General features: G+C 68.1%; 13 protein-coding genes. 6 read left to right on the top strand and 7 right to left on the bottom strand.

From position 1 onward, the window contains the following. Positions 1 to 28: 28 nt before the first annotated feature. Together H162_RS0100665 and aptA are read right to left on the bottom strand one after the other, a co-directional pair. Positions 29 to 1015, bottom strand: coding sequence for an FAD-dependent oxidoreductase (locus H162_RS0100665; RefSeq protein ID WP_020651512.1), 987 nt, complete (start codon positions 1013 to 1015; stop codon positions 29 to 31). 74 nt (positions 1016 to 1089) lie between these two features. After that, entirely contained in the window at positions 1090 to 2406 is a 1317-nt protein-coding gene (gene aptA, locus H162_RS0100660; RefSeq protein ID WP_020651511.1) for an omega-aminotransferase AptA, read from the bottom strand. 174 nt (positions 2407 to 2580) lie between these two features. Between aptA and H162_RS0100655 the strand changes: the two genes are divergently transcribed. The 4 genes from H162_RS0100655 to H162_RS0100640 all read left to right on the top strand — a co-directional run bounded on the left by H162_RS0100655 (position 2581) and on the right by H162_RS0100640 (position 5185). Beyond that, positions 2581 to 3147: a GNAT family N-acetyltransferase gene (locus H162_RS0100655; protein WP_020651510.1), complete on the top strand. Its 567-nt coding sequence runs from the start codon at positions 2581 to 2583 to the stop codon at positions 3145 to 3147. Between the two features lie 124 nt (positions 3148 to 3271). After that, the gene (locus H162_RS0100650) at positions 3272 to 3535 is read left to right on the top strand and encodes a hypothetical protein (protein WP_040786016.1); all 264 of its coding nucleotides are present in this window, start codon (positions 3272 to 3274) and stop codon (positions 3533 to 3535) included. Between the two features lies 1 nt (position 3536). After that, positions 3537 to 4427 (top strand): sensor histidine kinase, encoded by an 891-nt coding sequence (locus H162_RS0100645; RefSeq protein ID WP_020651508.1) that lies wholly within the window; start codon positions 3537 to 3539, stop codon positions 4425 to 4427. Further along, positions 4427 to 5185 carry a LytR/AlgR family response regulator transcription factor gene (locus tag H162_RS0100640; protein ID WP_020651507.1) on the top strand — a complete coding sequence of 253 codons (759 nt, stop codon included), beginning with the start codon at positions 4427 to 4429 and terminating at the stop codon, positions 5183 to 5185. Before H162_RS0100645 ends, H162_RS0100640 begins: the two co-directional genes overlap by 1 nt. 2 nt (positions 5186 to 5187) lie before the next feature. Here the strand turns inward: H162_RS0100640 and H162_RS0100635 are convergent, their stop codons facing one another. Next, a complete protein-coding gene (locus H162_RS0100635; RefSeq protein ID WP_026354072.1) occupies positions 5188 to 5880 on the bottom strand; it encodes a DUF2076 domain-containing protein in 693 nt (230 codons plus the stop codon). Positions 5881 to 6005: 125 nt separating this feature from the next. Here H162_RS0100635 and H162_RS0100630 point away from each other — a divergent pair, with 125 nt between their 5' ends. Next, on the top strand, positions 6006 to 6413 hold the full coding sequence (locus H162_RS0100630; RefSeq protein WP_020651505.1) for a VOC family protein: 408 nt from the start codon (positions 6006 to 6008) through the stop codon (positions 6411 to 6413). A gap of 95 nt (positions 6414 to 6508) precedes the next feature. Next, positions 6509 to 7045 (top strand): DUF2058 domain-containing protein, encoded by a 537-nt coding sequence (locus H162_RS0100625; RefSeq protein WP_020651504.1) that lies wholly within the window; start codon positions 6509 to 6511, stop codon positions 7043 to 7045. A 10-nt stretch (positions 7046 to 7055) separates the two neighbouring features. Here H162_RS0100625 and H162_RS0100620 read toward each other — a convergent pair whose 3' ends face one another. From H162_RS0100620 to H162_RS0100605, 4 genes are all read right to left on the bottom strand, one after another. After that, positions 7056 to 8270 (bottom strand): nucleoside deaminase, encoded by a 1215-nt coding sequence (locus tag H162_RS0100620; protein ID WP_020651503.1) that lies wholly within the window; start codon positions 8268 to 8270, stop codon positions 7056 to 7058. Between the two features lie 4 nt (positions 8271 to 8274). Continuing rightward, positions 8275 to 8679 (bottom strand): cytidine deaminase, encoded by a 405-nt coding sequence (locus H162_RS0100615; RefSeq protein ID WP_020651502.1) that lies wholly within the window; start codon positions 8677 to 8679, stop codon positions 8275 to 8277. A gap of 11 nt (positions 8680 to 8690) precedes the next feature. Next, positions 8691 to 10013 carry a thymidine phosphorylase gene (gene deoA / locus H162_RS0100610; protein ID WP_020651501.1) on the bottom strand — a complete coding sequence of 441 codons (1323 nt, stop codon included), beginning with the start codon at positions 10011 to 10013 and terminating at the stop codon, positions 8691 to 8693. A gap of 159 nt (positions 10014 to 10172) precedes the next feature. Then, positions 10173 to 12551, bottom strand: coding sequence for an aldehyde dehydrogenase family protein (locus H162_RS0100605; protein ID WP_371846778.1), 2379 nt, complete (start codon positions 12549 to 12551; stop codon positions 10173 to 10175). Positions 12552 to 12554: the final 3 nt, after the last annotated feature.

Raw genomic sequence — 12554 nt, 5'->3', positions numbered from 1 at the left:
GGACGTCTCCCCATCCGTTTGCTTTTTTTTATGACTGCAGGTCGGCGTGGATCGCCTGCGCCGCCAGCCGCCCGTGGCGCAGCGCCTGGGGCGCTTCCTGGCCCGGTGCGACACAGTCGCCGCCGGCATAGACGCCCGGCAGCGCGGTGCGGAAACACGGGTCGACCCGGATGCGGTCGCCCTCGCGCGAGATGCGCCGGACGCTGTCGTCCGCCTCGCAGGCGCCCTCGCCCGCCCGTCCCACGGCCTTCAGGACGGCATGGGTGGCGATCTCGGTGAAGCCGCCGGTGTTGACCAGGCGGCCATCCTGCATGCGGGTCTGCTCGAAGCGCACCGCTGCGACCAGGCCGCGCTCGTCGCGCAAGACCTCGAGCGGCCAGGCCCAGGTGCGGATGCGCACGAAGCTGGCGCGCGCGGTCTCGAACTCGTAGCCATCCGCTTCCAGGCCATGCCGGTAGACCAGGGTGACGTCCTGCGCGCCGAGCCGCTTCAGGCGCGCCGCCGTGTCGACCGCGCCGCGCGCCGCGCCGATCACGATCGCGCGCTGCGGCGCCGCCAGCGCGCCCAGGTCCTCGGGGTGGCAGACCGCGGTCACCCGCCTGCCGGCGTCGCGCAGGCCGGGGGCCTCGTCCCCGGTCAGGCCCAGCACGCGGCCCGCGGCCAGGCCGACGGCGACGAACACGGCGTCATGCGACAGGTGCAGCTCGGCCAGCTCGAGGTTCAAGCCCAGCTTGCTGCCATGCTCGATGCGGATCCGTCCGGCCGCCAGCAGGGCGGCGAGCTGCTCGCGGGCGCCCTCTCCCTCCAGTGCGGGCGCGGCCTGCATGCGCTCCCGGGAACGGGCCTCGAACACGGTGACGCCATTGCCGAGCATGGCCAGGCGGTGCGCACAGGCCATCCCGGCCGGTCCCGCGCCGATGACGGCGACCTGCTTGCCGGTGGGCGGCGCCGCATGGCGCGGGAATGGGTGCGGCCGGCATGCCGGCGCGGCAGGCTGTTCTTCTGACTGGAACATATGCCTCTCTTGTTGTTATGGGAATGAGGTCCAGGTGGCCTTGCAATGGATGATGGGGGTAACGCCCATGCCGGTCAGTCGAGCTTCTTCAGCAGGGTCGCCAGCTTGCCGAACAGTTCGTCCACATGCTGGCGCTGCAGGATCAGCGGCGGCGACAGCGCGATGATGTCGCCCGTGGTGCGGATCAGGATGCCGTCGGCGAAGGCTTTCTTCAGGGCGCCGTAGGCGCGCGCGCCGGGCTTGCCGGGAATGGATTCGAGCTCGATGCCGGCCACGATGCCGATCGAGCGCAGGTCGATCACGTGCGGCAGCCCGCGCAGCGAATGCAGCGCATCCTCGAAATAGGACTGCATGTTCTTCGCATTCTCGAGGATCCGCTGTTCGCGGAACACCTCGAGCGTGGCCAGGGCGGCCGCGCAGGCCACCGGGTGGCCCGAATAGGTATACCCGTGGAACAGCTCGATGCCCGCCGGCGCATCCATGAAGGCGTCGTGGATGAAGCGCTTGCTGAACACGGCGCCCATCGGGATGGCGCCGTTGGTGATGCCCTTGGCGGTCGTCATCATGTCCGGCTCGACCTCGAAATAGTCGGCGGCGAAGGGCGTGGCCAGGCGTCCGAAGCCGGTGATGACTTCATCGAAGATCAAGAGAATGCCGTATTTGTCGCAGATCTCGCGCAGGCGCTTCAGGTAGCCCTTGGGCGGCACCAGCACCCCGGTCGAACCGGCCACCGGCTCGATGATGACGGCGGCGATGGTCGAGGCATCGTGCAGCGCCACCAGGCGTTCCAGCTCGTCGGCCAGTTCGACGCCGAAGTCCGGTTCGCCGCGCGAGAACGCGTTCTTCTGCAGGTCGTGCGTGTGCGGCAGGTGGTCGGCGCCGGGCAGCAGCGGGCCGAACTGCTTGCGGTTGGGGCCGATGCCGCCCACCGTCAGGCCGCCGAAGCCCACGCCGTGGTAGCCGCGCTCGCGGCCGATCAGGCGGGTGCGGCTGCCCTCCCCGCGCGCCTTGTGGTAGGCCAGCGCGATCTTGAGGGCGGTGTCGACCGCCTCCGAACCCGAGTTGGTATAGAACACGTGGCCGAACTTGTGGTTCGTGTAGTCCATCAGCTGCTCGGCCAGGTCGAACGCGGCCGGGTGGCCCATCTGGAAAGTGGGCGCGAAGTCGAGCTGGCCGGCCATGCGGCCGATGGCCTCGACGATCTTCGGCTGCGCGTGCCCGCAGGGCACGCACCACAGGCCGGCGGTGCCGTCGAGCACCCGCTTGCCGTCGACGTCCTTGTAATACATGCCTTCGGCCGACACCAGCAGCCGCGGGTCGGCCTTGAAATCGCGGTTGTTCGTAAACGGCATCCAGAAGGACGACATCGATGCGGGCCTCGACTCATTCATGCGACTCTCCTCGGCTGGCTGGCAACTTGTGCCAATAATGAAGTGTGAACAAATCTGGCCCATCTGGCAACCATCCGGGGGCCGGCAAACCCCTGTGAGCGCTTTTGTAACAGTCTGTTCATTTGGTTCAAAGCAATGATATGCTCCTGAATACAACATCGACAATACATCGCCATGTCCACATACGCCACCCCTGTCCTCACGACCGAACGGCTGGTACTGCGGCCCCTGACCCAGCACGATGCGCCGGCACTGTTCACCGTGTTTGCCGATCCCGCCGTGGTGCGATACTGGAGCGCCGAGCCCTGGACCGATATCTCCTTTGCCGAAACCGCCATTGCGCGGGCGCTGGAAAGCTACCGCGACGAGACCGATATCCGGTTCGCGGTGGAGCTGGCCGATAGCGGTGAGCTGGTCGGCACCGTCAACCTGCACCACTTCTTCAACCAGAACCGGCGCTGCGAACTCGGCTACGCCATCGCCAGCGCGCACTGGGGCCACGGCTACGCCACCGAGGCGATTGGCGCCGCGCTCGAGCATGGCTTCAGCGCCGTCGACCTGAACCGGATCGAAGCCGACATCGACCCTCGCAACGCCGCCTCGGCCGTGGTGCTGGAAAAGCTGGGCTTTCGCAAGGAAGGCTTCATGCCGCAGCGCTGGCTGGTGCATGGCGAATACGCGGACACGGTGTTCTACGGGCTGCTGCGCAGCTACTGGGACGAGCGCAAGCGGAAAATCTAGGCGCTTCCCATTCATCCGCCCTGTGCACCGTTAAACCCGGGAATCATGCGCTTTATCGGATGATGCTGGCGGTTGGGCTGGCGGCGGCCTACAGTGGATCCATCGACCCACGAAAGGACCCTGCATGAAACCCACCCGTCTCGAATCCCGTTTTTCCTCGTTTTTTGCTGACATGGAAGACCTTGGCCACCGCTGCGCCCGCGCGGTCCGCTCCGGCGCGCGCACGCTCGCCGCGCTGCCCTGGCCGGTGCTGCTGGTCGCCGCCATCCTGCTGGCCTGCCTGTTGACCATCGTGCCGCTGGTCCTGACGCTGTTCGTCGGCTTCCTGTTGCTGAAGTTCGTGGCTGGCGCCGTGTTCGGCCGCCGGCCGCGCCAGATCGGAGAGTAGGATGGTGGCTACGCAACTCAACCGCGCGGTGGACTTCGTCCGCGATGCCGTCAGCGAAGCAGGCGTCCTGTGGTGGCGCTTCTTCGACTGGCTGGCCATGGTCGAGTGGCGCCAGCTGTACCTGACCTGGTTCCTGGCGCTCGCCTTCGGCATCTTCCTGCAGCTGGGCGAGCAGGCGGTCTGGTTCATCCTGATCTCCTTCGGCGTCAAGGTGCTGGCCGGCGGCAAGCGCCGCGCCGAACTGATGGCCAAGGAAGCGGCCGACAAGGCCGATGTCGCCACCCTCGAGCGGCGCCTGATGGAAGCGAAGATGGCGGCGCTGCAGGCCCAGGTCGAGCCGCACTTCCTGTTCAATACCCTGGCCCTGATCGGCCAGCTGATCGACACCGATCCGAAGGAAGCCTCGCGCGTGCACGCCCACCTGGTCGAATACCTGCGCTCCTCGCTGCCGCAGATGCGTTCCGGCTCCGGCGGCACCCTGGGCAAGCAGGTCGAACTGTCGCGCGCCTACCTCGCCATCATGCAGGCGCGCATGAAGGAGCGGCTGGCGGTGCGCTTCGAGGTGCCCGACTTCCTCGGCAGCTCGCCCTTCCCGCCGATGATGCTCCAGACCCTGATCGAGAATGCGATCAAGCACGGGCTGGAACCGAAGGTGGCGGGCGGCACCATCCTGGTGCGCGCCCATGTGGTGGGCGCGATCCTGCACGTGGACGTGTGCGACGACGGGGTCGGCATCAACCTGCACAAGGGCGACGGCGTGGGCCTGGCGAATATCCGCGAGCGGCTGGCGCTGCTGTACGGCAGCCAGGCCGAACTCGTGATCGAGACGCCGCCGGAAGGCGGGGCCTGCGCCTCGATCCGCCTGCCCTACCGGATGACGGAGGACGGCTGATGGCCACCGCCCTGGTCGCCGACGACGAACAGGCGATGCGCGCGCAGCTGCGCATGCGCCTCGGCGAGGCCTGGCCCGAGCTGCGCATCGTGGCGGAGGCGGCCAACGGGCTGGAAGCCGTCGACCTGGCGGCCGCCCACCGGCCCGACATCGCCTTCCTCGACATCCGCATGCCCGGCATGGGCGGGATCGAGGCCGCGCGCCAGCTGTACAACCGCTGCCACATCGTGTTCGTCACCGCCTACGACGAGTACGCGGTCGACGCCTTCGAACACGGCGCGATCGATTACCTGCTCAAGCCGGTGACGGCCGAGCGCCTGGGCACGGCCTGCGAGCGCCTGCGGCGCCGGCTGGCGCACCCGCCCAAGGATATCGGCGCCCAGCTGGCCCAGATCAACGAATTGCTGCGCCAGGACGGCGCCAAGGCGCGCAGCTACCTGCGCTGGATCCAGGCCCAGGTCGGCAACAGCCTGCGCATGATCAGCACCCGCGAGGTGCTGTTCTTCCAGTCGGACGAGAAATACACCTGCGTGCAGACCGTGACCGGCCAGCACCTGATCCGCAAGACCCTGAAGGAACTGGCGGACGAGCTGGATCCGGACGAGTTCTGGCGCATCCACCGCTCGACCCTGGTGCGGGTGGACGCGATCGCCGAAGTCACGCGCGACCTGCGCGGCCGCCACATGCTCAGGCTGCGCAATTATCCGCACGAGCTGGAAGTCAGCCGCAACCACACCTACCTGTTCCAGCAGATGTGAGTTCAGCTGAACAGCCCTTCGTCCGAACCGTCGCCGTCGAAGAAGCCGTGGTTGCCCTCGATGCCGGCCTCGCCGCTGTCGAGGAAGCCTGCGGCCGGCTGGTCGAGGGACTGGTCGATCGCGTTCAGTCCTGCCTGGTCGGCCAGCGCGCTTCCCGACTGGTCGCCGGGGGCATTGCCTGCATCGTTATCGGACAACAGGTGATGGCCGCCCTGGTCGTGGTCGTGGAACAGGTTATCCAGTCCGTGGAACAGGAAACTGCCCGCCGCCACGCCGGCCGCGGTGGCGGCCATCGTGCCCAGGAGACCGCCGCCGCCGCCGCGCAGGAAGCCCGACCCGCGTTGCATGAATCCCGGCGTCCCGTGCTGGGAGGAAACCTGGTGGGCGTGCTGGTAGTGCTGGGGCGCATGCGAGGACACCTGCGCACGCTGCCCCCAGGAATGCGGATCGAGGAAGCCGCCGGCGCGCCGCTGCGAGCCGCTCAGCTGGTTTTCCAGCGACGCGATCCTCTCCTGCGCAGCCGAAAGCGCCTGTTCCATCAGCAGCGCCCGCTGCACGAGCAGGTAGGCCGCATCCGGTTGCTGGGACACGGCGCGCCGGATCAGCGCGTCCGCCTCGGGGTCCTTCTGGACGCCGCGCGCCTGGACCAGCTGGCCCAGGAAATCGTGCAGCATCTGTGCATCTGACTGGTGCATGGTGGTGCTCCTCATCGAAGAACAGATATCCACCATATGTTGTGCACTTGTCCAGGATTTCAAGCTTGGCACGGCGCCTGCGGTACCATGGGACCTTGTCCGACACCCATCACGAGGAGGATGCAATGAGCTCGACGGTCATACCCTGCCTGCGCTACCGCGACGCCCCCGCCGCCATCGACTGGCTGTGCCGCTGCCTCGGTTTCGAGCAGCGTCTCGTGGTGCCGGGCAAGAGCTGCGCGGTCGCCCACGCCGAGCTGGTGCTGGGCGGCGGCATGGTGATGCTCGGCTCGCACGCCGACGACAGGTTTGCGCAGCTGATCGTGCCGCCCGAACGGATCGGCGGCGTGCAGACCCAGACCACCTGGGTGCAGGTGAACGACGCGGATGAGATCTACGCGCGCGTGGTCGAGAGCGGCGCGCGCATCGTGCAGGAAATCGACGACGCGCCTTTCGGCGGACGGGTCTTCGCCTGCCGCGATCCGGAAGGCCATGTGTGGCATGTCGGCACCTACGATCCGTGGAAAGGCTGACGCTGGAGCGCCCGGCTTTGCTATGCTAGCGGCTGTGCACCAGCCGCCGATTCCGGTGGCGGCAAACAGGCAAACATTATCTAGGGAATTACAACATGGTCTCGCTGCAGGAGCAGTTATTGAAAGCCGGCCTGGTCGACAAGAACAAGGTCAAGAAGGTCAACCAGGACAAAACCAAGCAGAAGAAAATCGAACGCCGCACCGGCACCGAATCGGTGAACGAGGCGCGCGAGGCGGCGCTCGAGATGCAGCGCAAGAACGCCGAGCGGGCGCGCGAACTGAACGCCCAGCGCGACGCGGCCGCGACCCAGAAAGCCATCGTCGCGCAGATCGCGCAGATGGTGCAGCAGAACCGCCAGGACAAGGGCAAGGGCGACGTCCCCTACAACTTCACCTTCGGCAGCAAGATCGAGCGCATCTACGTGTCGTCCAGGGTGCAGGAGCACCTGGTCGCCGGCCGCCTGGTGATCGTCGGCCTGAACGGCCACTTCGAACTGGTGCCGCGCGTGATCGCCGAGAAGATCGCGGAACGCGACGCTTCCATCGTCGTGCAGGTGAAGAAGAAGGTCGAAGAAGTGGAAGAGGACGATCCTTACGCCGCCTACAAGATCCCGGACGACCTGATGTGGTAAGCCGTCCGGTTCAGGACAGGGCCGCGACCAGGTCGCGGTCCGCCACCTGCCCTGGGCGCACGCCGATCACCTTGCGGTACAGCGGCGGCAAGGCCGCGCACAAGGCGTCCAGCTCGCCCGCCTCCAGGCGCGGCAGCACGTACTGGAACTGCGCCGGGTTTTCCGCCGGCAGCGGTCCTTCCATGGTCGAGCCGTACGCGCCCAGGTCCATGTAGCTGTCCGCCGTCCTTCCCGGCCCGCGCGCGAACACGAAGGTGCCGTGCTTCGGATGGGCCAGGTATTCCCTCACTTCCCGCTGGACCCGTGCATCGGCGCCGTGCATCAGGCGGTGGCGCAGCTGCGCATACAGGCGCGTGCATTCCATGAAGGCGGTGCGGATGCCGGATTCGCCGCGCCGTCCCGGCACGCACAGCAGCAGGTTGCCGAAGGCGTCGAGCAGCGCGACGGCGTCGCCCTCCCCGCCCTGCCGGCGGTCCAGTTCCATCGCCTGCCGCAGGACCGGCGCCAGGCCCGCATCCGGCCTGGCCGGCGCGCAGCGGACGTCGAGCGCGCCAGCGCAGGCACGGCGCAGCGCGCGCCGCAGCGGATGTCCGGCCGGCAGCGTGGCCGGATCCTTCAGTTCATCGCGCGCCAGGTCGCTGTTGAGCAGCGCCTGCACCCTGGCGGCGCTGGCTTCGCACAGCAGCGCGCACAGCGCCTGGCTTTGTTCGGAAATGGTCTTCCCGATGAAGAACGAAGCCGGTGGCGCACCGCCGGCCACGCGGGCATAGGCCGAGCCGCCGAGCACCGCCGGGTAGGAGAACGCCGCCGCCGCTTGCGCACGCAGGCCTTCGGGCAGGCCGCCGAAACCGCAGCGGCCGTCGTGGTTGGCCCCGGCTTCGGTATCCGGCGCGGCCACCACGACGCGGAAACCGGCGGACAGGATCGCTCCCGTGCACATCGCGCACGGATCGAGCGAGGTGACGATCGTGATCTCCTGCGGCGGCGGCAGCGCACGCCCGCCGGCCCGCTCGGAAAAATACCAGTCGATCAGCTGGCGCTCGGCGTGACCGGTCGGGTCGTAGGGCAAGCCGTCGCGCACCACGCCGTTGGGCATGGCGCGCAGCACGTTGCCGTGCTGGTCGAGCATGACGGCGCCGATCCCGAACGTGCCGTTGCCGCGCGCCGCGATGGCCTCGCCGGCCGCGATCGCCACCGCGGCCTGGATGTCGACCGCTTTCTTCAAGGGCTTAGCCGTTCAGGTCCCGGCCGCCAAAGGCGTTCGGCAGCTGCTCGGCAGCGGTGGTTTCGAACACGTCGCCCTCGAGGTTGGCCAGCACCACCGGCAGCGCGTTGCCGCCCAGTTCGAGGATGACCTGGCGGCAGGCGCCGCATGGGGCGATCGGGCCTTCGGTCTGGCCGATCACGGCCAGCGCGCTGAAGTCGCCCGGCTTGTAGCCGTGCGCGATGGCGCTGAAGAAGGCGGTGCGCTCGGCGCAGTTGCACAGGCCGTAGGACGCGTTTTCCACGTTACAGCCGCGGAAGATGCGGCCGTCCTTGCACTCCAGCGCCGCGCCGACCTTGAACTTCGAGTACGGGGTGTAGGCCAGTTCGCGCGCGGCGCGTGCTTCGGCTATCAGTGTTGCGTAGTTCATGTCGGTGTCTCTCAAGGACGGATGGTACGGTGGATCATCGGCTCGGCAGCCGGCTTGCTGTCGCCGATCCGGTAGGCCGCCTGCACCTGGCGCACGGCCTGCCCGGCTGCCTCCGGGGTGCGCGCATGCACCAGCGCCAGCGGCTGGCCGGCGTCGACCTTGTCGCCCAGTTCCACCAGGCCGGTCAGGCCGACGGCGAAGTCGATCGGGTCTTGCGGACGCACGCGGCCGCCGCCCAGGGCCACCACGCTCAGCCCCAGGCCGCGGGTATCGACCGCAACCGCATAACCGGCCTGCAGCGCAGGCGCCGGAACGATGACGGGCGCGGTCTCCAGATGCGCGTCCGGCTTGTCCATCAGGTCGGCCGGACCGCCCAGCGCGGCCACCATGCGCGCGAAGCGCTCGGCGGCTTCGCCCGAATCGAGCGCCGCCTGCAACCTGGCGCGGGCCTCGGTCTCGCTGGCGGCCAGGCCCGAGATGAGCAGCATCTCGGCGCACAGCGCCATCGTGACTTCGTGCAGCCGCCTTGGGCGCGACTTGCCGCTCAGGTAGTCGATGGCAACCCGTACTTCGACCGCGTTGCCGGCGGCGTGGCACAGCGACTCGTTCATGCCGGTCAGGATGGCCGAGGTGCGGGTGCCGGCGCCATTGCCCACCTGGACGATGCTTTCCGCCAGTTCGACCGATTTCTCGTAGGTCGGCATGAAGGCGCCGCTGCCCACCTTGACGTCCATGACCAGCGCATCCAGGCCCGCCGACAGCTTCTTGGACAGGATCGAGCCGGTGATCATCGCCACCGATTCCACGGTCGCCGTGGTGTCGCGGATGCTGTAGAAGCGCTTGTCGGCCGGCGCCAGCTGGGCGGTCTGGCCGATGATGGCCACGCCCACGTCCTTGACGACCTGGCGGAACAGTTCCGGGTCGGGAACGGTGCAGTAGCCGGGGATGGAGTCGAACTTGTCGAGGGTGCCGCCGGTGTGGCCCAGGCCGCGTCCCGAGATCATCGGCACGAAGCCGCCGCAGGCGGCGATCATCGGGCCCAGCATCAGCGAGACCACGTCGCCGACGCCGCCGGTGGAGTGCTTGTCGACCACCGGGCCCGGGAGGTCCAGGGACTTCCATTCCATGACCTGGCCCGAATCGCGCATCGCCAGGGTGAAGGCGACGCGTTCGTCCATGTTCATGTCGTTGAAATAGACGGCCATCGCCAGCGCGGCGATCTGGCCTTCGGTGACGCTGCCGTCGGGGATGCCGCGCACGAAGAACTGGATCTCCTCGGCGCTCAGGATGCCGCCGTCGCGCTTCTTGCGGACGATTTCTTGCGGGAGAAACATCAAGTAATCCTTTCAATGCAGGGTGGGCGGGAGAAATCAGTCCTGTGGACTGATTTCTGACCACGCGTTGATACGAAACGGCTCCGTTCCCATCAAGGGTCCGGCAACCGCCAACTCTCACCGCGTGGGCGGGTGACCCGCCCACCCTACGTAGCTAATTCAGACGCCGTACGGAATCCAGACGTTCTTGACCTGGCTCGCGTGCTGCAGCACCGTGCGGCCGCACGCCTGCTTCGCATCGAACCAGTCACGGCCCTTGCCGCCGCCGGTCCAGGTGCGCTTGAGCGAATCCGCCGACAGGCGCTCCACTTCGGCGCAGCCCTCTGCCTTCCCGTCGTGGCGCCACACCGCATCGACCTCGCCGTGCGAGGCCAGGGTACGCGCCAGCTCGTCCGCGCTGCCGGTGACGATGTTGAGCGCGCCGCCCGGCAGGTCCGAGGTGTCCAGCACCTGGTACAGGTCGGTCGCCGACAGCGGATGCGCTTCCGACGGCACGGCCACCACGCGGTTGCCCAGCGCCAGCGCCGGGGCCACCAGCGAGATGAAGCCCAGCAGCGGGTTCTCGTTCGGGCAGATGATGCCGATCACGCCGACCGGCTCGTTCAGCGCCACGGTGATGCCGTGCATCGGCGGCTGGTGCGCCTGGCCGTCGTACTTGTCGCACCACGCCGCCCAGTAGAACAGGCGCTCGATCGATGCCTGCACTTCCTGCTGCGCGTTGCGGCTGCCGGTCTGTTGCGCGATGCGGGCCACGAATTCGTCGGCGCGGATCGCCAGGTTCTCGGCGATGTAGTACAGCACCTGCGCGCGGTTGTGCGCAGTCGCCTTGGCCCAGCCGGATGCCTTGTGCGCCGCTTCCACCGCGTTGCGGATGTCCTTGCGGTTGCCCTCGCCCACGTCGGCCAGGAAGGCGCCGTTGGCGCCATTGATCGCGCGGCTGTAGGCGCCGTCCGGGCGCGCCTGCTTGCCGCCGATGTACAGCTTGGCGGTGCGGTCGACCGCGAACGGGCTGTCGGACTCGATGGCCTTGGGCTTGACCTTGTCCACCACGGCCGGCGCGGCGGGACGCGCGTCTTCCGACAGCGGGGTCAGGTACTCGTACATGCCTTCCTTGCCGCCTTCGCGGCCGTAACCCGATTCCTTGTAGCCGCCGAAGCCGCAGGCCGCGTCGAACTGGTTGGCGGTGTTGATCCACACCACGCCGGCCTTGATCTGCGGCGCCACGTCCAGCGCCAGGCTGATCGACTCGCTCCACACGCAGGCCGCCAGGCCGTACACGGTGTTGTTGGCCAGCTGCACGGCTTCGGCCGGGGTGCGGAAGCTCATCGCCACCAGCACCGGTCCGAAGATCTCGGCCTGGGCCACGGCGGCCGAGGTCGAGGCGCCGGTGATCAGGGTCGGCAGGTACCACGAGCCCGCGCTCGGGGCTTCGCAGGCCGGCTGCCAGACCTGGCAGCCCTCGGCACGCGCCGATTCGACCAGGCCGTGGATGCGCTGCTGCTGGACCGGATCGACCAGGGCGCCGATGTCGTTCGACTTGTCGAGCGGCGAGCCGACGCGCAGGTTTTCCATGCGCGCCTTGACCTTGGCGATGAAGCGGTCATACACCGATTCCTGCACCAGCAGGCGCGAACCGGCGCAGCAGACCTGGCCCTGGTTGAACCAGATCGAATCGACCAGGCCTTCGACCGCGGCGTCCAGGTCGGCGTCGTCGAACACGATGAAGGGCGACTTGCCGCCCAGTTCCAGCGACAGCTTCTTGCCGCTGCCGGCGGTGGCCTTGCGGATCAGGCGGCCGACTTCGGTGGAGCCGGTGAAGGCCAGCTTGTCGATGCCCGGATGGTTGACGATCGCCTCGCCCACGCGGCCGTCGCCGGTGACGATGTTGACCACGCCCGCCGGCACGCCGGCGCGCTGGCAGATCTCGGCGAACAGCAGTGCGGTGAGCGGCGTGTACTCGGCCGGCTTGAACACCACCGTGTTACCGGCGGCCAGCGCCGGGGCGATCTTCCATGCCAGCATCAGGAGCGGGAAGTTCCACGGCACGATCTGGCCGACCACGCCGACGGCGCGGTAGTCCGCGAACTCTTCGGATTGCAGCTGGGCCCAGCCGGCATGGTGGTAGAAGTGGCGCGCGGCCAGCGGCAGGTCGGCATCGCGGGTCTCGCGGATGGTCTTGCCGTTGTCCAGGGTCTCGAGCACCGCGAACAGGCGCGCATGCTTCTGCAGCAATCTGGCCAGCGAGTACATGACGCGTGCGCGGCCATGGCCGCCCAGCGCCACCCAGCCCGGCTGGGCGCGGCGCGCGGCTGCCACGGCGCGCTCCACGTCTTCCGCGGTCGCCTGGGTCACCTGGGCCAGTTCGCTGCCGTCGGCCGGGTTGTTGCTGGCGAAGGTCTCGGCAGCCTCGGTCCAGGCGTTGTCGATGAACAGCCCGAAACGGCGTCCATGCTGGTCCAGCCACGCTTGCGCTTCCTTGGTGCTTTCTGGTGCGGGGCCGTAGTCCATGGTCTGAAGAATCTCTTTAATTGTTGGCATGAC

Source organism: Massilia niastensis DSM 21313, from assembly GCF_000382345.1.
GTDB classification, from domain to species: Bacteria; Pseudomonadota; Gammaproteobacteria; order Burkholderiales; family Burkholderiaceae_D; genus Telluria; species Telluria niastensis.
Note: the sequence above shows the minus strand (reverse complement) of the source record. Positions and strands in the feature narration are given on the sequence as shown.